The sequence below is a fragment of the Pirellulales bacterium genome (assembly GCA_036490175.1).
Taxonomy (GTDB): Bacteria; Planctomycetota; Planctomycetia; order Pirellulales; family JACPPG01; genus JACPPG01.
In genome coordinates this window covers 1-18,562 of record DASXEJ010000082.1, presented here as the reverse complement: position 1 = coordinate 18,562, position 18,562 = coordinate 1, and the positions used below count along the sequence as shown (strand labels likewise).

15 protein-coding genes are annotated in these 18,562 nt (G+C 60.3%); 7 read left to right on the top strand and 8 right to left on the bottom strand.

What is annotated here, in order from left to right; genetic code table 11:
• The first annotated feature begins 8 nt into the window (after positions 1–8).
• A complete protein-coding gene (locus VGG64_05870; protein HEY1599108.1) occupies positions 9–677 on the top strand; it encodes a PEP-CTERM sorting domain-containing protein in 669 nt (222 codons plus the stop codon).
• A gap of 237 nt (positions 678–914) precedes the next feature.
• On the opposite strand, the gene xylA is transcribed toward VGG64_05870, so the two are convergent.
• On the bottom strand, positions 915–2,225 hold the full coding sequence (xylA, locus tag VGG64_05865; GenBank protein HEY1599107.1) for a xylose isomerase: 1,311 nt from the start codon (positions 2,223–2,225) through the stop codon (positions 915–917).
• A gap of 572 nt (positions 2,226–2,797) precedes the next feature.
• Between xylA and VGG64_05860 the strand changes: the two genes are divergently transcribed.
• Both VGG64_05860 and VGG64_05855 read left to right on the top strand, forming a co-directional pair.
• Positions 2,798–3,439: a hypothetical protein gene (locus VGG64_05860; protein HEY1599106.1), complete on the top strand. Its 642-nt coding sequence runs from the start codon at positions 2,798–2,800 to the stop codon at positions 3,437–3,439.
• Positions 3,440–3,670: 231 nt separating this feature from the next.
• Positions 3,671–3,958, top strand: coding sequence for a putative quinol monooxygenase (locus VGG64_05855; protein ID HEY1599105.1), 288 nt, complete (start codon positions 3,671–3,673; stop codon positions 3,956–3,958).
• Positions 3,959–4,032: 74 nt separating this feature from the next.
• Here VGG64_05855 and VGG64_05850 read toward each other — a convergent pair whose 3' ends face one another.
• Positions 4,033–4,851 (bottom strand): SDR family NAD(P)-dependent oxidoreductase, encoded by an 819-nt coding sequence (locus VGG64_05850; protein ID HEY1599104.1) that lies wholly within the window; start codon positions 4,849–4,851, stop codon positions 4,033–4,035.
• A 66-nt stretch (positions 4,852–4,917) separates the two neighbouring features.
• Positions 4,918–5,538 carry a DUF6174 domain-containing protein gene (locus tag VGG64_05845; GenBank protein ID HEY1599103.1) on the bottom strand — a complete coding sequence of 207 codons (621 nt, stop codon included), beginning with the start codon at positions 5,536–5,538 and terminating at the stop codon, positions 4,918–4,920.
• Between the two features lie 347 nt (positions 5,539–5,885).
• On the opposite strand from VGG64_05845, the gene VGG64_05840 reads away from it, so the two are divergent.
• Together VGG64_05840 and VGG64_05835 are read left to right on the top strand one after the other, a co-directional pair.
• Positions 5,886–8,090, top strand: coding sequence for a hypothetical protein (locus VGG64_05840; GenBank protein ID HEY1599102.1), 2,205 nt, complete (start codon positions 5,886–5,888; stop codon positions 8,088–8,090).
• Between the two features lie 87 nt (positions 8,091–8,177).
• Positions 8,178–9,200 (top strand): tRNA-dihydrouridine synthase, encoded by a 1,023-nt coding sequence (locus VGG64_05835; GenBank protein HEY1599101.1) that lies wholly within the window; start codon positions 8,178–8,180, stop codon positions 9,198–9,200.
• A 36-nt stretch (positions 9,201–9,236) separates the two neighbouring features.
• Here VGG64_05835 and VGG64_05830 read toward each other — a convergent pair whose 3' ends face one another.
• The 4 genes from VGG64_05830 to VGG64_05815 form a co-directional block, all read right to left on the bottom strand.
• A complete protein-coding gene (locus VGG64_05830; GenBank protein HEY1599100.1) occupies positions 9,237–10,820 on the bottom strand; it encodes a DUF1559 domain-containing protein in 1,584 nt (527 codons plus the stop codon).
• A 37-nt stretch (positions 10,821–10,857) separates the two neighbouring features.
• A complete protein-coding gene (locus VGG64_05825; protein ID HEY1599099.1) occupies positions 10,858–12,255 on the bottom strand; it encodes a hypothetical protein in 1,398 nt (465 codons plus the stop codon).
• A 162-nt stretch (positions 12,256–12,417) separates the two neighbouring features.
• Positions 12,418–13,143 (bottom strand): zf-HC2 domain-containing protein, encoded by a 726-nt coding sequence (locus tag VGG64_05820; GenBank protein HEY1599098.1) that lies wholly within the window; start codon positions 13,141–13,143, stop codon positions 12,418–12,420.
• A 4-nt stretch (positions 13,144–13,147) separates the two neighbouring features.
• A complete protein-coding gene (locus VGG64_05815) occupies positions 13,148–13,714 on the bottom strand; it encodes a sigma-70 family RNA polymerase sigma factor (protein HEY1599097.1) in 567 nt (188 codons plus the stop codon).
• An 819-nt stretch (positions 13,715–14,533) separates the two neighbouring features.
• On the opposite strand from VGG64_05815, the gene VGG64_05810 reads away from it, so the two are divergent.
• Complete coding sequence (locus VGG64_05810) at positions 14,534–15,214, top strand: PEP-CTERM sorting domain-containing protein (protein HEY1599096.1); 681 nt, start codon at positions 14,534–14,536, stop codon at positions 15,212–15,214.
• A gap of 202 nt (positions 15,215–15,416) precedes the next feature.
• Positions 15,417–16,694, top strand: coding sequence for a dipeptidase (locus tag VGG64_05805; protein HEY1599095.1), 1,278 nt, complete (start codon positions 15,417–15,419; stop codon positions 16,692–16,694).
• Positions 16,695–17,084: 390 nt separating this feature from the next.
• Here the strand turns inward: VGG64_05805 and VGG64_05800 are convergent, their stop codons facing one another.
• Complete coding sequence (locus tag VGG64_05800; protein HEY1599094.1) at positions 17,085–18,146, bottom strand: PEP-CTERM sorting domain-containing protein; 1,062 nt, start codon at positions 18,144–18,146, stop codon at positions 17,085–17,087.
• Between the last annotated feature and the right edge of the window lie 416 nt (positions 18,147–18,562).

Sequence of the window (18,562 nt, the reverse complement as noted above, 5' to 3'; positions counted from 1 at the left end):
CAACGAAAATGAAGATCCACCGCACCGCAGTTTTCCAACTTATGATCTTGGCGGCCGTCATGGCCAGCGCCGCGCCCGCGCGGGCCGTGCTCTTGTCCGATCTCATGACTCCGGGCCAGACGGTTCAGGTTGGCGATTTGCTCTTCAGCAACTTCAGCTACCTACAAACAAATGACATGCCGAATGCGACGGGGATTAATGTCACGCCCTTCACGTCGCTGAGCGGCAACAATGGGCTGATGTTCCAAGGTGCGTTTCAAGACTTCTTCGGCCCCGGCGGATCCGACGCGCTGATTGGCTATCAGGTCGCCGACATCTCTGTGGGCGCAGCAATTTCCAGCGCCGCCCTCGCCGGCATCCCCACAGTGATCGACGGTACCGGAGTTATGAGCGTTACCCAAAGTTTTTTGCCAACTGACGCGAGTGACATCCTAAACATCTACAGCGTCGCGCCCGGATCGACTCAGACTAATAGCAGCGTCGTTTTTAGCAGCCCACTTCCATCACTCACCGTGCAGGACAGCGTACTGGCTTACGCCGTTACTGGTACACCAGGCTTGTCATTCTTCACATCGACGTTCGCTACCACCAGCGTCCCCATTCCCGAGCCGTCTACCGTCACGTTGCTGGGAATCGGTTTGGCCGTGATCGGATGGCGCCGCTGGCGGCGCAAATAGGCCGCCGCGCCGATGGAAGGCGATTGGACGTGAGAAACGTTAGCTAGCTGCCGAACGACAAACGCAACCCCGTTGGCCGCTGGCCAGCCGGCAGCTGATTGTCAGATCTCATGCACCCCGGCCCATGGCGCCGGGGTGCGCACGGTCTAACGTTCTTTGCGATGCGGTAGGTGCGCTTCTGGTGTTTGCATCGAGCACCGATGGAACACCGCTGTCCAGTGCGAATCGATCGCTGATCTATACAAACGTGTTGATCAGGTTTTCGAGCATCTCTTGCCGGCCGCTGGTGTTGGGGGTGCCGTCCCCCTTCTTCAGCATGTAGGCCTCGAGCGACTTGAAGTCCGCCTTGCCCGACTCGATCTCGGCCCCCACACCGCTATCCCAACTGCTGTAGCGTGTTTTCAGCATGTCGGCCAGCCGACCATCGGCGCGAATCGCAGCGGCAATCTTCAAGCCACGGGCGAAGGCGTCCATGCCGCCGATGTGGGCGTGGAATAGATCGACCGGCTCAAAGCTCTCGCGGCGAACTTTAGCGTCGAAGTTCAAGCCGCCTGTCGTGAAGCCGCCGTACTTCAACAGTACGAGCATGATTTGCGTCGTGAGATAGATGTCGGTCGGAAACTGATCCGTGTCCCAGCCAAGCATCAGGTCGCCGTAGTTGGCGTCGACCGAACCCAGGAATCCCTGCATCGCGGCATATTCCAACTCGTGATGCATCGAGTGGCCGGCCAGCGTGGCATGATTGGCCTCGATGTTCATCTTTATATGCTTCTCTAGGCCGTATGCTCTGAGGAAATTGATGCAAGCTGCCACGTCGAAGTCGTATTGATGCTTGGTCGGTTCCTTCGGCTTGGGCTCGAAGTAGAACTGGCCGGTGAAGCCGATGGCCTTGGCATAATCGACCGCCATATGCATGAAACGGGCCAGGTGGTCGACCTCGCGCTTCATGTCGGTGTTCCACAGATTCTGATAACCCTCGCGGCCTCCCCAGAACGTATAGCCTTGGCCACCTAGATCCTTGGTAACCTCGAGGGCCTTCTTGACCTGGGCCGCGGCAAAGGCGAACGAATCAGCATTAGGGCTGGTCGCGGCCCCGTGAACGTAGCGAGGGTTGCTGAACAAGTTGGCCGTGCCCCACAGCAGCTTGATGCCCGTCCGCTGTTGCTCCTCCTTGAGAGCCTTGGCGATGGCGTCGAAATTCTTGTTCGATTCGGCCAGTGTCGGGCCCTCGGGCGCCACATCTCGATCGTGGAAGCAATAATAGGGAACGCCCAGCTTCTCCATGAACTCGAATGCTACGTGGACGCGATTAATCGCATTCTCGACCGAGTCAACGGGCGCTTCCCAAGGACGCACAGCCGTACCCGGGCCGAACGGATCGGCGCCGGCGCCGCGGAAGGTGTGCCAATAGGCCACGCTAAAGCGGAAGTGATCCTTCATCGCCTTGCCCTCCACAATCTCGTCGGGATTGTAGTGGTGAAAAGCGAGCGGATTCTTCGACTGAGGGCCCTCGTAGCGGATCTTCGAAACTTCGGGGAATGCGGCCATGGGGGTAGGTTCTCTAAAAGGACGAAATCAGGCGTTGTTCAATGGAAGCCCGAGCCATATGTCCCGGGCGCAAGCCAGTATGGTGCCAAACGAAGGGCGGACTGGCAATCGCCCCTGCCCCGGTTTTCGCTACCGCCGGCGGCAGGAATGTCCCTGATGACCGCCGACGATAGCACGCTGCCCGACGTTCTGGCAGACTCGAAACGACGGCCGCGGTGCGACGACCCCTTATGCAAACTGCCGGTCGTGCGCATCCCAAACCCGTTCGGGGGAGCATGCAACGCGCCTTACGCAATGTACAGGCAAACCGGTTAAATCGCACTTGGTGCCTGCGAACCAGTTGGTTTAATCTCGCCTTCCCCTCGGTAGCGGTAGACCTGCCCGCGGTCGCCGGCGACGGCGTGCTCCTATTCCTGCGTCGTGAGAAGGGACCGGGGAACGTCCTCAAATTTCGAACGACGTATTGCGGCAAATGAAGAAGGCGGTGCCAGATGGCGAAGAAACTGCTCGCGACGGGATGCGCGGTTTTGGTCTGCTGCGGGTGCACAAGCCTTCAGTTGCGTCGCAGCGCATTGAATCAGGCTCGAACCTGGACTGACATCCAGTATGAGCAAGTTCTCGATAACATTGCGATGTTTGTGAACAATCCCGGCTCGATGCCTTATTTCGCTGGCGTCGGCGGTGGCGTGAGCGACATCAAGGACTACGGTTCGGTCGGCGCTTCGTCCAACTGGGCGTTTCCGTTCAACACGTTCAGTTATTTCAATCAGGCAGTTGGCCTGAATGCTTCACGCCAGCGAAACGAAAATTGGAGTCTAGCGCCCGTCTATCAAGCACCCAAGCTTGCCGACATGCGCTTTATGTACGCCTCGTTGGTCACTGGTTCGTGCCAAGACGAGCGTCACGCCGAGTATCTGCACAGTGCCTATCACATTGACCCTTCCGTCTACATGACGCCTTGTTGGTGGGGCGCCGGCAAGCTTCGCAACGTTCCACATAGCGCGAGCTACGTGGGACATTATCGCGGCGTCTATGTGTGGGTGATGCCCGAACACGTCGCCGAGCTGACGAATCTCAGCCTGGCGATCCTCAAGGTGGCGGCAACTGTGCCGAATACATCGTTCGAGGCTGGCGAGGGTACGATCGAAGAGGGCTCACCACAGTACGAAAACTGGTTCAATCCGCTGCTGAACCAGGTTATGACGCGACATTAGCTCAACGATGGTAAGCATCACTGACTGTGAAACCGCCGCTTTTTGCCGACTTGGGTACTGGGCTTACCATGACGACGGTCAGTTGTGAGCAACTCGAAAAGATCGCCCTGGGCAGTCTCTTGGCACCTGGGAATCCATAGACTAAAAAACTTCCCAGGCTAATTCGATTTCCATTGCCAACGGGTTCACTGTGAACTCGACAATCGTCACCAGACCAATGAGATTCCTGCCATGATCTGCGCCAACATCTGGTTAACTGTGAAGGACGCCAAAGACATTCCCGAAATTCGCGAACTGTTGCGCGAACAGGGGCGCCTTTCTCGGGCTGAGCCCGGCTGCCTGCGGTTCGAGGTCTATCACTCGACGGTCGACGAAACGCGGTTTCTGCTCGTCGAACGTTGGGAGTCGACCGACGCACTCGACCTGCACCGTAAGGCCAAAGCCTACACCGAGATCTACCAGCCCAAAGTGCTACCCAAGGTCGACCGGCAAGGGCATGTTTCGACAATCATCGAGTGAACGACGTCGAGACGCTATCGGCTAAACGCGATTCACTGACTGACTGGCGATAAATCACAAGGCGTCGCGGCGCATCAACTGGTCATCCGCCGTACCAGCCAATCTCCCCAGCGCGCTGAAAGTGCCGAGATTGCAAAGAGCAGTCGCGCCTTGCCCGGCACAATCAACTCTGGGTTTCGCCGTTCGCAGGCGCGCACGATGCGTTCGGCCAAATCTTCAGGGCGCAGCTGCGTCACCTTCACGCCGGCCCCCGGTTTTCGGGCACTTTCCGGAATGCCCTCGACATTCTCTTGGGCACGCTCGCTGTGCGACGAGCGCGGTTCGTCGCGTGCAATCGGACCTGGGCACACCAGGAGCACGTGCAGTCCTTGGGGCGCGAGTTCCAAGCGCAGTTGCTGCGAATAAGCACTAAGTGCGAATTTACTGGCCGGATAGGCCCCCATGTACCTCGTGGCCGACTTGCCGGCGAGCGACCCGATGTTCACCAGGTGGCCGTGGGAGGAGAGCAAATGGCTGGCGGCAGCACGCGTCAGACGAACCACCCCGAGCAAATTCAAATCCATGAGCGCCTGAAAATCCTCAGGCGTGGTATCGAGGACGGCGCGGCGGCTCGATCTCCCCGCGTTGTTGACCAGTACATCGAGCCGGCCGAAGCCAGCAATGACTTGAGCTACGAGCGACTCGACCGATGCCTGGTCGGTCAGATCGGCCGGGATCGCGGTGACGTCGAGCCCTTGCTGCCGGAGTTCGACAGCCACGCGCTCGAGCGCCTCGGCGCCGCGGGCCGCGATCACCACGCGCGCCTTGCGCGCCGCGAACGCGGCGGCAATCGCACGGCCCAAGCCGCTCGATCCGCCGGTCACCAATACAACTTTTCCCTGCCAATCGGGCATCGGACAATTATCTCGAAAATAGGTGCTGACGAAGGATCGAGCCCACTCGCGCCCGCCCGCGATTGGTCATTTCCCGGCCTCGAAGCGCGTGACGCGCCAGTCGACGTCGAGATCGGCGCCCGCTGAAGACTCAATTGGTGCGAGAGACGGAGACTGCGCAGGCGTCTTGGACGCCAGGACGAAACGCTGGTAGCGCCGCGGGTAGCCGTACTGCGGGTCGAAGTCGGCCTTTAAAATCGTTTGCGTGCCGGGCGCCGCGCCAAATCCACCGGCGGTCTCCGCGGAATCGAAATCTTGGCGGATCGTCTCGAACTGCTCGGGCACCGTCCAGTATTCCCAAGTGCGACGTTGCGACGGTGTGACCCCGTCGCGTGTCATGCGCGTGACGGTGCCGTCACTCACTTCAATGTGGACCGGCCCGGGCTGCCGACCACCGATCAACAGGTCCATCGTATAGCTGGCCGGACCATGCGTTTGCCAAAGTCGCTCGGCGGCGGCCAATTCTTCACGCGTGACCATCGGCACCGATGGCTCGCGCCGCGCGATCAGCACCCCCAACAAGACAGCAAGTGCCAAGACCGACCCGCCCGCGAAACCAAGGAAGATCGACCGAACTCCCAGGCGTCGCGTCTGCGTCACGTTGGTTACATCGCTCGGAAGGCTCTTACCGTCGCGTCTCGACGACATATCGTTTTTTGCCTCAGACGCGACAAAGGGACGTGGATCTGGAGCAACATTCAGCCCGCACCGGGACGAACGTCGAGCTGCATTCTCACCCGGCTCAAGAGTGCCCGTCAACCGCGAGCGACTTCCGCCGCGGCATGGAGCCAAGGCAAGCTGCGCAAAGTTTCCCGCGCCGTGTCCACTGTTTGACTGGTCCTTGCATAGTCGAATGACGGTAGACCGCGACACGCTGAACGACTCAGCCCCGCGTCTTGGACAGCTTTCGCTATGGGCCTGTTGACGCTTTGGCAGTAACCGGTCACGCTGGAAACACAGTTCATTTGCTAAACGCCCTCCTGGAGGATCCAGGGATGTACGTTAGTCATCTCCTTTTGTGCGGTTTTTTGGCTCAGCTGCCTCCGGCGGCGCAATTGCCGAGCGCCCCGCGAGAGCAGCACCACGGCCACGCTGCGCCCGCCGAGCGTGCCGCGCCTGATGTAGCCCCGCCGGCAGCCGTTTCCGAGCCTTCGGCCGGTCAAGGCGAGGCGCAGGCACCTAGTGCACCGAACGCGGCAGCGCCACTCGTGGCTGTCGGCCCGCGCACGTCGCGGACCACCCCGCTCGACATTCTTAGCACCGCCATGGTCGCTCCCGAGGGTGACAAAGTTCGCGGGCGGCCACTGAGCCTGGTTGACGTGTTACGCTCGGCATCGGACCGCACGTCGCAATTGCGCGCCACGGAGAGCTACTGGCGCTTGGCCGAGACGTTGGCAGATTACAACTTCACGTGGGACGAATATCAGCAGATCGAGCGTCTGAAACCAGCCACCTCGCCGCAGGAGCAACCATCACCCGAGCAGCACATGCTCTCCACGCGGCTGGCCGCGGCCAAAGCGCGCTTGCAGGATGCGGAACTGGCCCTGGTCGCTGCGCAATACGATTTGGCTGGCGCCATCCGTCTACCTGCAGGTCAAGCGTTGCCGCTGCCGATTGACCCGCCTCATGTCGGCCCCTACCGCACGTTGCTGGAGCAGGTTTACACGGGTCGTACGATTCCGGCCCGCGCTGTGCTGATTGACCGTACATTGCCGATACGTCGCGGTGCGATCGACGCGCGGGCCGTCGCGGTGCAGGCGGCCGCGGATGCGCTCGAGGCCGTCGAAGAATCGCATTTCGAAGGGCGCAGCGATCTGGCCCTCGTGCTCACGTTGATTGATGATCTGGCGTCACAGCGGCGCGCCTTCTTGGCGGATGTGCGTGTCTACAACTATGAAATTGCCGAGTATGCCATGTCGGCGCCTACGCCCACCTTGGATGCGCAGGGCCTCGCTTCGATGCTGATCAAGCCGTCGGCTTCGGCGCGTCCGTCCGCGATCGCCGGAGGGACCGGGGCAAGCCCAGGGATGGCCGGCGGTGTAGAACGCGCTGGCTTCAATCAACAGATCGGAATGCCCCCCGCGAGCCCCCTGCAACCAGTCCCCGAAGGGCAGATCCAGCTAGCGCCGCCGCCGGGCTACCCCGCGGCACCCGCACGCAACGAGCCGACATTGGCGCCGCCACAACCGACGCAGCCACCCCGGCAGGAACAAGATCCCAAACCGCCGCGCATAGGAGTCACCAAGGCTGGCGGCACGATGCAACCCCCCATCAACATTGGTGACGCCAAAGCGCACGAAGCCGCTCGTCCGCTGGGCAGCGAACAAGCCACCACGGCCGCCGCTGATGTCGCGCCGGCGGCGAGCACGCCCACGTATCTTTACCCTGCGCTACGGCAGATGACGGCTGAAGATCAGGCCCGACAGCTGGCCCTGGTACTGTGCTGGGAACCGGCGGAAGCCAGCGCCAACGTCACGCCCATCTCGCTCGAAAACTTCCTGGCGGTAGTACCAGTTGAGCGCCGACGCGATGCCCTGACAGCATATTGGCACTCGCAGTTCTATACGGCGTGCGCGCAGGCGCTCGCGCAACAACTCGAACAATTCGAGGCCCTCGGGGCAACAATCGCGGTCGGGCACATTGGCGGCGCGCGCGGTGCTGGCCCAGCGATGCTTTTAGTGCGTGCCGCGCAGTTGGCCGCCGAAGCGGACTCCCGTCGCGCTCAGGCAGATCGGCTGGGGGCCGAATGGTCACTGACCATGTCGGCCGGCCGACCGCTTACGGCCAAATGGCTGGTGGCTGAAACGCCTCCCCATGCCGGCGGATATCGCATGCAACTGGCCGATTTGCCCCGCGACGTGCGGGATTCGCCAAACGTGCAACGGCTAGCGGCCGTGATTCCGCAGTTGCGTCGCACGGTTGCCGAGCGCGCCGCGGCCGTGGTTGCTGCCGATCAGGCTCGGGGATCTACAGTGCTTGATTCCGGCGATGCACTGACCGAGACTCGTCAAGCCCTCAAGGCAATTCAGGCCCAAACGACAGAGACGACGGCCTTCTTGGCGCGGCTAGCCGACTATAATGTCGAGATAGCCAACTTTGCGAGCATCGTCCTTCCGCCGGCGACGACCAATGGGTCGCTGGTGCGGGCGCTGGTGACCGCGGACGAAATCGCCTCGTCACGGGCAAACGCAGATCGTTGAATCATGGCCCAATCGGAATCCCCAACGGCCGAGCGCTCATCGCTCAGGCCTCCTAGCGCTGCTGCTTCCGGCGCTGTGCGCCCTCTGATGATCGGCAACGTGGTGGTCGATCCGCCGGTCCTACAGGCACCGATGGCGGGCTTCACCAATTTCGCCTATCGGCAGATCGTCCGTGAGTTTGGTGGCGCTGGGCTGCAAGCTACCGAAATGGTCAGCGCCCGCGGCTTTCTGGCCAAAGACGAGCGCGACGGCGAGTTTCCTGATCGGTTATGGGGCGTCAAGGATGAGCCACGCCCGCTGGCCGTACAAATTTGGGACAACGATCCAGGCACGTTGGCGGCCGTCGGTGCGCGGCTGGCACACGAATTCAAAGTCAGCGTGGTGGATATCAACTTCGGCTGCCCGGTCAAGCAGATCACCGTGGCGGCGCAAAGTGGCAGCTATCTATTGAAATGCCCTGACCGCGTGGGCGCGATCGTCGAGCGCGTCGTGGCGGCCTGCGCGCCCACGCCCGTCACGGCCAAAATCCGACTAGGGTGCACGCGTGACAACATCACGGCGTTCGAGATCGCCCAGGTCGTCGAGTCAGCCGGGGCCGCGGCACTCACGGTTCACGGCCGCACAGCGCAGGACTTTTTCAAGGGCTCGGCTGATTGGGACCGAATTTCGGCGATCAAGCCCTACCTGAAGCGGATTCCGCTGATCGGCAACGGCGACCTGGACTCGGCGGCCAAGGTGGTGGACGCGTTGACCCGCTACGACGTCGATGGCGTGATGATCGCGCGCGCGGCACTGTCAAAGCCGTGGCTGTTCCGCCAGGCGCAGGCGGCGCTACGAGGCGAGCCCGTGCCTCCTGACCCGACGCTGGCGGAAGAGCGAGAACTATTGGTGCATCATTACGCGCTGGTGTGCGAACGCTTCGGCCCGGCGCGCGGCACGATCTTGATGCGGCGATTTGCCTGCTGCTACGCCCAAGGCCGCCCCGGCGCGCGGGAATTTCGCACGCGCGTCTCACAGATGGCAACTCCGCAAGATTTCGCGGCCATCGTGGATAAGTACTTCCCGCAGGCTAGCCTTTTGCGCGAGGCGACCGAAGCCGAAGCGGTCTGAAAATCGGGGCAGTTACGATTTCCGCGCAACAGGCATTTAGGGCAAACGAACCGGTTCCCTGCCGTTTGCCGTAAACGCGGGCTTCAATATGTCCGCACCCAGATCGGCGGCGAGAAATCGCACGCTACCGTCGGCCATGGCAGCCAGAAAGCCGTTGATCGTCGCTCGCCGCAGCCCGTGCGCCGGATCGCTAACGTCGATCTCGATATCGTCGGGTTTGGTCCACACCACGGCGTGGTCATCATCTGCCTCGACGACGGCGATCGTATTACTTGTACCGTCGACGATTTGCTTGAATTCGAGAGATTCGCGGCCGCCAAAGATGCCCCCCTCTAGCACCGGCACGACGTAAGTTGTCTGTCCGGCGCCGGCCGTCGACAGCGGACTGCGCAACACATCCGGCATCCGATCGATCAGCTTGCGGTTGTGCTCGCTGTCCCAGGGCTCGTCGAGCTTGAATTGCTTGTAAAGCGCATTACCGTCGCGACCGACCAGGTACGGCAAAATGTGCACCCGCCAGCTCAGCAGCGGCTTGCCATCCGCAGAATGGCTCGCACGGGCAGGAAATCTGTTGTTGTTGGCGCTGGAATAATTGAGCATAGCCAACATAATCTGCTTCAGGTTGTTCGTCGATCTGTAACGTGTTGCCGCAGCACGCGCCGCTTCGACCGGTGGCGCCAGAAGCGAGGACAGGGCCGATAATCCATCATTGGCTTCATTCAATTCCAAGGTCAGTCGATCGCCCGAGACTGTCGGCTTGATTGCCTGGGCAAACTCTGCGAACTTGGGGACGAGCCGCTGCATTTCGGAACTTTGTCCGACGGCTTGCAATATTCTGGAGAGCTCGACGTTCAGCGCCACGGCTGCCGCTGGATCAGCGGATTGTACGACGGCACGCGCGGCCATCTTTTTTGGCGACAAGTCAAAGCCGACCGCGCCCCACAATGCTCCTTGCGTCAAGATGCGAGTCGCGCCTCCACCAAGTTGCGCGGGCAAGTTAGGCAATATCTCTTCGATGATGCGGCGCACATCGGCGGGCGGCACCAGCAATAGTTTTGCGGTGCTGCCGGCAATCGCGTCGCAGGCGGCGGCCAACTCGGGGCGCGGCGTCGGCTTGATGTTCTTCAAGCGTTCGATCGCTTGGGAACCGCCGATCAATAGCAGATTGCCTACCCGATGATGCGCCGCGCCTTGTGCGCCATGCAACAGGGGAATACCCAATTGTGCAACGATCGGAGCTGTATCCGTTTTGGCATCGACTGGCACGGCAAGAACGTACGGCACCCCCGGTAAGTCAGCAATGCTAGATACCAAGAACAGTTCTTGCGCGCCGGATTTTTTTAGCTTGGACACCGTATCGACTAGCGCCATCTTCGACAGCGATAGCGCCGCAAGATAACTATCAGACAACTTCAATATGTGGCTCAATCGATCGAGCCCTGCACCGGCATCGAGCTCGTCCAGGTCGACGTGCGCAACGAGAAACGTTTGGTCGTCCACAATCGCTGCGATAGTCTGGGCCAGGCCGGCCCCGGCTTTTTCCTGCGCGGCCGCGAGCATGCCACTCAACGTGACACATGCACAGGCGATCGTTGTCGAAAAAATGATCTTTAAGCGCATCGGTTGGCTCCTGAGACGCTGGTGTTTGTCAGATCCGTTAGGGCTGAATGGTTAATTCATATTCGAGCGCAAAATGCGCCGGATCGAGGCCGGCGGGAGCTGGGCTGGTGATCGCGGCGGTTCGCCCCGTGACCGTATAGCCGAACTGCTTTCCCGTTAGCGGGTCGTCGAGCACCGGCGCGAGCGTCACGTCGCTCAGCCGCGCAGGCAGTTGTCCGCCGTGGGCAGCCGCGTGAATGCGCAGCGCTTCGACCGCGGCATGGATCGCGACCAGTCGTTCGCTACGGACTTGCGCTAGCGATACGGCCGATACGGCTGACAGCAAACTGACGAAGGGGTAGCCCTCCACGTGCGCTGTCGCGTTCTCTATTTCTTTTGCGGCCCGTTTCGGTCCGTCGCCGCGCTGTGCGTAAGGGACATACGACCATTTGAAATTCTCGTCGCGCACGCGCCGGTAATCTTGCATCATGCCCCGCAAGGCAACTTCGGCAACCGGCATCTTTTCGACGTCGGCGACCGGTATTCCGGCTGCAATCAGCAGTTTCTTGCCACGCGGATAAGTCTTAATTGCGAACCCTGCCGCGATGTACTCCGGAGCCACCGCCGAAGCCGGAGGGGCTATCTCGAGCAGGGATGCCATATTGGCGGCGACGCCCACCAACTGCTCACGCCATTGATCGGCCGAATACCGAGCCGAATCAACATCCTGCAACTTGGGAAAGCTGAAATCGATAAAGTGGGTCTCTGCGTCCATGGCCGGCCGCAAGTCAATCCACGGACGCGGCAACCCCATGATGGCCCAGTACAAGTTCGGCGCGTTGGGAGCGCGCATCAAGCCTTCGACCTCCCGGAAGCCGATTCCGGAAATCGCAATCCCCACCAACCCATTGACGAGCGTTGGCCCCTGGCTCACATGGCGCGCCATGGCAAAGGTGGTTTGCAGATCGTACAGCGCATCGTCGAATCGCCCGTCGGCGATTGCCAACCGGGATCGCAAAATGACCACACGCGCGACCGAACGAATCCCTTGAACTTCGGGGAGCATGATCGTCCAAGGTTTATCGCCGCGCACAGGGAGTTGCCAATCGCACGTTTCCATGCGCGCGGCGCGGCCGGCTTCCTTGATTCGCTCGGCGTGCATCGCCAGTGCCGCTTCGACCTCGGCACGGGGGAGCTTTTCCGCTGGCACCTCTTGCCAATCGGCGATCTTCTCGATGATCTCTCGCGCCTGATCGGATAAGGGGCCTTGGAACTCGACGGCAATCTTCGTATAGACGATCGCCGCGTTGCCCGGCTTCAGGTCCAGGAACGATGGCAGCAGCCGATATTTGAGCGCGGGTACCGGCTCGGGCGTGGCCCGCACGACGAACTTCGTCACCGGCGCCATATTCGTGGTGTCATCGGCCCGCAGCGGCGCCACGTGGGCGGCAATCACCGACAAGAACGCGAGGGTACCAAGGCAGGCTGAGAACACCTGCCTGCCCGGAACTATCCGGCAACGAACGTGCTGTGGTCCTGAGAACGGATTTCGCATCTGATCCTCCGATTTTATTAGCGGCGCGACCGGCATAGCCGCACCGCATTTCTGATCTTTGTTTCATGCCCCGCGCGGATTACGAGTCGGACCGTCGACCCTCTCTTCGTCCAACAGTTCGCGGCGCAGATCGCCGTAGTTCATGGCGCGATCCGCAGCCCTGGTCGCATCCGTAATCGGCTGCGCATAGCGTCGCGCATCCCAACTTGCTCCTGGCAAACTGCCGCCTCGCGCGGTGCTGAACATCAACGCCTGACCGCGCGAGTCGAGTAACGCCGATTCAACGACATCTTTGCGACTGTCAAAACGATAAACCGGCGACACCGCACTATCAGGACCATCCGTGGCAGCGCGCTCTGTCGCCGCATATTGAATGTCAGCAGCGCCCCCGCCCTGCCCCGCCGGCGCTTCAGCCGGTTCGGGCGGCACGGGGGATGGTTGCCGCCAGGCAACGACTACATGCCCTGGCGCGAATTCCACATGCAGCAAACGCACCGCAGCCAAAGCAACCAGGCTGGCCGCCAGGCTCGTAACACCCAACCCCCAACGCCGCCATGCACGGCTGCGACGTTCACGGTCGGCAATGCGCAAGCAGACTGCCGCCAAATCGACTTGCGTTTGTCGCGCCGGCGTCAGGTCGAGCAGCCGCTGCGTCGCTTGCAGCGCAGATAGCTCGGCGCGACATGCCGGACAGCTGGCCAGATGCTCTTCGACGAGTGCCTGGTCGGCGACACCAAGTTCGTCGTAGACCAACAACAGGATTAGCTCAGACAATTCTTGGCAACGCATGGCTTCATTCCGATTCTGTGATTCCAAGACGGCGCAACTCGACACGCAGTTGCACGAATGCCGCCTGCATACGTGATTTCACCGTGCCGAGGGGCAAACCGGTGGCGATCGCCACTTCGCTGAAAGAAAGTTTTCCAAAGTGTTTCAACACGAGTACCTCACGCAATCGCTCGGGCAGTGCGGCCACGGCGGCAGCTACCGCCGTCGACGTTTCTTGTCGCTCGAGCGAATCATCCGGGCCAGGCTCGCCAGAGGCGACGTCGCGCGCGGCAAGCGGCTCCTGCGGACGACGACCGGCACGCCGCCGGCTATCGCGAGCAACGTTCAGCGCGATTTGATACATCCAGGTCGAGAACGAATGGTTGGGTTGATAATGTTCGCGCGCCCGCAGGACACGGACGAACACCTCTTGGCACAAGTCGTCGATATCTGCGCCTGGCGGCAGCAGGTGGCCGACCATCCGGCCGATGGGCCCTTGCCAGCGGCGCACCAGCACCTCGAATGCGACCGCATCGCCGAATTGGCAGCGGCGCATCAATTCGTGGTCCGTGGCAGCGGCCGAGGAACTCATCCAATCTTCCGGTCAGGGTACGGTCGTTGGCCGTCTGTCTATTACACGCCGACGTCGATGATTTGGCCGAAAGAACGTCGCCAAAAACTCGGGAAATCCGGTACGACGCAACGCGTCCTCCGTCATCGGGTGATCTCTGAGGTAAAGCCCTCGGCGGCCTTTGCAAGCGAGAGTGCTAGCCAATTCCTGGACTGCGGCCAGTACTTCCCGGCCCAACATGATACCCACAAACCGTTAATGACAAGGAACTTACGTAATGAACCGGGATCAACATGCCTGCTAGCAGCTAGCCAGCAGCTCGATTCCAGCAACTTTTTTGTTGACGGGCTTTGATGATCACCCTAAAATCGCGGCACGTTGGGCGTGCTGTGTGCATGCCATCCATTTGTCCCGCAGGATAGCTAGTGAAAATCGACTTAGAGTTTTTCAACCAATAACTCTGTCTGTCGATCGGTTTTCAGCTAGTTGATGTCAGTCCTGTGGGATTTCTTTTGCGCTCGTTGTCGGAAACCCGATGGTTTCCGCAGAACGCAACCGGAGTCCGCCCCTCGATCCGGCTAGCTTTCATCATCGTCCGGCGCGATTTTTTGAATATTTTCGATGTGTTGTTTCCCGCCAGGGGAAACCTTTTTGCAACTTAACTTTTACGGGCGGACCATAGGGTCCTGCGTCTCCAGGGTAGCTAGTGAATACGGACAAATAGTTCCTCGCGTTTCGCAACTGGTTCTATTCGTTGTTCGATATTCAACTGAGAAAGGCACTCCTGTGAGATGCATTAGCTCGCGTTGCACACCATTACTGAAAACCTCTCGACTGGGTGTGACGGTCCTCGCCGTCGCCTTGCTACTCAACGTGTCCGGAATCGCCCAGGCGACGATGATGTCGATACCTGGCCTGTTTAACACCGGTGTGGATGGCACTGGCACCCCGCTAGCCGCGGGTGTAGTCGATCCTCACTATGCGCTGATTTCCAGCGACGATTTGTCCTTCCCTGGTCCGAACGCCCTCGTCACGGACTCGCCATTGCCTGCCGGGTGGACGCCCAACACACCGACCGCTCAATGGATCAGCCCGAACGCTTTGCAAACACCAACTGACAATGGTGCGGCAGGGTTCGGCAATGCGGTCGGCACCTATATTTATGATTTGCCGTTCAACATGGCCGGCCTCGATCCGACCCAAGCTACGATCACCGGTTCGTGGGCGGTCGACACGATTGGTTTGATCTACCTGAATGGCGCCTATGTCGGCTTTACGACAAATCTTAACGGTTCGGGGACGCCTACTCCCTTCTCGGTTCCGGTTGGATCCAATTTTGGATCCGGCGTAAACCACCTCGACTTCGTCGTGATCAACGCAGCCCCCGGTTCGACTGGCTTGATCGTGCAGGGACTCGGCGGTAGTGCCCCGGGCATTCCCGAGCCATCCACAATCGTGCTGGCCGGCTTGGGCTTTGTCAGCCTGGTCGTGGTGCGGTTGCGTCGTCGCAAAAGTTCGTAGCTAACGTACGACACGGACGACTTTTTTGAAGTCGACGTGCCGTTCGCCAATCTGAAAGAGATCTACCAGCCCCACGACCTCGTGGGGCTTTTTTTTGGCTTGTATGGGACCTTACGACTGCGAAATAGCAGCTTGGCAAGCTGGTCGCAACGACGCAGAATGCAGCAACCCGCCGAATCCCTGGCGACGGAGCCTGCCTATTATGAAACGCCCCCGCTATTCGATCTGCGTGCTTGCGATCGTTGCCCTGCTAGGAGCAAGACGCGAGGCCACGGCTGACGAATCCCCGACGCCTGCCAAAAATCCAACCAGGCCACCCATTGTGCTGTCGGACGCCGCGCGCGAATTGCACAGAAGCGCTTTGTTGATCGACGGACACAACGACCTCCCCTGGCAATTGCGCACCAAGGGAGACTCTGGCTTCGATAAGCTCGATATCTCGCAGCCGCAACCTTCGCTCGACACGGACTTGTCGCGATTGCGGGCCGGTGGCGTTGGCGCGCAATTCTGGTCGGCGTACGCACCGGTCGAAACGATTAACCGCGGCGAGGCGGCCAAGGTCACGCTCGAGCAGATCGACCTGATTCGGCGGCTGGTGGCCCGTTATCCTGACGATCTGGAACTTGCGCTCACGGCAGACGACATCGAGCGCATCCATCGGTCGGGCAAAATCGCTTCGCTGATCGGCGTGGAAGGAGGGCATGCGATCGAGAATTCGCTGGCCTCGCTGCGCAGGCTGTACGACCTGGGCGTCCGTTACATGACGTTGGCCCATTCCGATACGCTCGATTGGGTCGATTCCGCCACCGACGCGCCACGATCGGACGGGCTATCCCCGTTCGGAGAGGACGTGGTACGCACGATGAATGATTTGGGAATGCTGGTCGACATTTCCCATATCTCGGCTGCGGCCATGAAGGACGCATTACGGGTCAGCCGGGCTCCGGTGATTGCCTCGCACTCGTCGGCGTTCGGTGTGGCGCCGCATCCTCGTAATGTACCGGATGACGTGCTGCGTGAACTTCCGCAGAATGGCGGTGTCGTGATGGTCAATTTCTATTCGGGGTTCATCGTGCCCGAGCGTGCGGTGATCGGTGCCAAAATGATTGCCGAGCGAATGGCCCGGCGTGCCGCGACCGGGCAGGCAAAGGACGAAGGCGAGGCGAGTTCGGTGTTCCGGTCGACGCGCGAACAGGAGCAACTGCCGGCCGGCAGCGTGCATACCCTGGTCGACCATATCGAACATATAATCAAGGTGGCCGGAATCGACCACGTTGGCATCGGATCGGATTACGACGGAGTCACAAAACTGCCCGTCCAGCTCGAAGACGTCTCCTGCTACCCTTACATCACTCAGGAACTGCTCAACCGCGGGCATAGTGCGGACGACATTCGCAAGATTTTAGGGAGTAACTTCCTGCGTGCGTTCCGGCAAGCCGAACGCGTCTCCGCAGCCGGACAAAGGGCAAGTCCGAAATGACGTGGGTCATCCGGCGCCTGGCCTTTTAGCCTGGATACTCCGTATGGCTCGCGCATCGAATGCGAATACGCTGAAGGGGACGACCTGACGAGGATCAATTTAACTAAAGGCGCGGCGGTGATCATATTACAAAACACCTAGGGCGCCGCGCTACGAGCTACCTCTATTCTCTAATACCTATTTTCTCAGTTCCGAGGACCTTGAATCGAGTTGTCGTCACGTCGATCCCAAGCGACTTTCGCGACGCGAGGGAAAACCACCAAGAAGGAACTGGCGGCAGAAGGACCTCTCGTCTCTGCCACACCGGATCATGCCGACGGCGGACATCTTGCATCCAGCGATAACTGCCTGGTTGGCAATACGTTCACTCGCAGTCCAGCACGCGTGGGATTAGGCCTTAAGCCTGATCCGTAAACGCCGGCTGGCCAGGGCGAGAATGCCGGCCAGTGCCATGCTCACCAGCGCGAAACTCGAAGGCTCGGGAACCGGCGTGAGGAGAACGCTGTGGATGTCGCCGCCGATTCTTGCGTCGGCCAGGATTTGCCCAGCATTGTTGATGGCTCGGCCGTCCTGTAGCACCCAGCCGGAGGACGGATCGATCAGCGAGTTCAGATCGACCATCAATCCGTTTGTATACAGGAACGCGTGCTGCGCACCGCTCCCGGGAATGGCCGACTGGCCCACCACCTGGCCGCTGTCGTTGATCCCGTCAGCCGCGCTGGAAGTTCCGCCGAGCGTGCCCAGGTCGTGCATCATGCCGCCAGAATAAAGGAAGGCGTGCTGCACATCGCTGGCCGTGAGCGAGTAGCCAACGACCTGGCCACTATTGTTGAGGTCGTAGCCTTCGCTATTATTGCCACCGACCGTACCGAGGTCGTGCATGGAACCGCCGGAGTACAGAAAGGCGTGATCCGCAGTGTCGCCTGTTATAGTCGACGATCCCGCGATCTGGCCATTGTCGTTGATCGCGTTGCCATGCCCCTCTGCCCCTCCGAGCGTGCCGAGGTCATGCATTGATCCGCCGGAATAGAGGAACACGTGGCCGTTGGAATCTCCGGTCACGTCGCCACTGTCATTGACGTCGTAACCTTTGCTCGTGATTGCCCCTCCCAGCGTGCCGAGGTCGTGCATCGAGCCACCGGAATAGAGAAAGGCGTGGCTGCCGGGGGCACCGTTCAGTGCCGAATAGCCGGCCACGTCACCGGAGTTGTTGATGCCGAGGCCGGTGCTGAATGACCCGCCCAGCGTGCCAAGAGGGAGCAGCGACCCGTTCGAATAAAGTACGGCGTCGTTTGAAATTCCCGCCATCTGACCGGCGTCGTTCAGGCTAGTGAAACTTGCCGCATCGCCCAGGTCGGTGATGTTATAAGCGATCGTTGCGATGGCAAAGTTCGGCGCTAAAAGGCCCGTAGCCGCGACGGCGATGACAGTCACGATGCGAATCAAGCTCATGCAGTTGCCTTCTCGATCGGAGTGTTAGAGTATCGGCGATATCGGCAAATCAAAAGCAATATGCTGCCGAGCAACCCGAGGCCAACCTACGCAGGCTCTTGGGCGTTCGCGTCAACAAAAAGGCTTCCGTTTGACCGATTGATTTAATGCCGAATTCAACGATCTGGCCGGCGTCGTTAACCGGGATTTCCCACTTGGATCTTGAACTGCCCACTCGGCTACGCTGCCGAGCTACGGACTCACCGATTCTGATGCACCGTCGAGTCAAACGCAAATCTTTCTCCTGAAGGTCATGACCTCATCGGACCTGGCACACTTCTGTTGCGTTTATTAAGCCCCTTGCTCTGTTGAAAACTGATTGGATGGGCTATGTTTGGTCGGTTGTTTTGGTTGTTGGCTGGTCCAGGGAGGGACAG

Bases quoted from the DNA above. Each gene is read 5' to 3' on its own strand.
- VGG64_05815 (HEY1599097.1), bottom strand. From the start codon at position 13,714: ATGAGTTCCTCGGCCGCTGCCACGGACCACGAATTGATGCGCCGCTGC.
- VGG64_05835 (HEY1599101.1), top strand. From the start codon at position 8,178: ATGATCGGCAACGTGGTGGTCGATCCGCCGGTCCTACAGGCACCGATG.
- VGG64_05855 (HEY1599105.1), top strand. From the start codon at position 3,671: ATGATCTGCGCCAACATCTGGTTAACTGTGAAGGACGCCAAAGACATT.
- VGG64_05820 (HEY1599098.1), bottom strand. From the start codon at position 13,143: ATGCGTTGCCAAGAATTGTCTGAGCTAATCCTGTTGTTGGTCTACGAC.
- VGG64_05805 (HEY1599095.1), top strand. From the start codon at position 15,417: ATGAAACGCCCCCGCTATTCGATCTGCGTGCTTGCGATCGTTGCCCTG.
- VGG64_05840 (HEY1599102.1), top strand. From the start codon at position 5,886: ATGTACGTTAGTCATCTCCTTTTGTGCGGTTTTTTGGCTCAGCTGCCT.
- VGG64_05870 (HEY1599108.1), top strand. From the start codon at position 9: ATGAAGATCCACCGCACCGCAGTTTTCCAACTTATGATCTTGGCGGCC.
- xylA (HEY1599107.1), bottom strand. From the start codon at position 2,225: ATGGCCGCATTCCCCGAAGTTTCGAAGATCCGCTACGAGGGCCCTCAG.
- VGG64_05845 (HEY1599103.1), bottom strand. From the start codon at position 5,538: ATGTCGTCGAGACGCGACGGTAAGAGCCTTCCGAGCGATGTAACCAAC.
- VGG64_05830 (HEY1599100.1), bottom strand. From the start codon at position 10,820: ATGCGCTTAAAGATCATTTTTTCGACAACGATCGCCTGTGCATGTGTC.
- VGG64_05850 (HEY1599104.1), bottom strand. From the start codon at position 4,851: ATGCCCGATTGGCAGGGAAAAGTTGTATTGGTGACCGGCGGATCGAGC.
- VGG64_05800 (HEY1599094.1), bottom strand. From the start codon at position 18,146: ATGAGCTTGATTCGCATCGTGACTGTCATCGCCGTCGCGGCTACGGGC.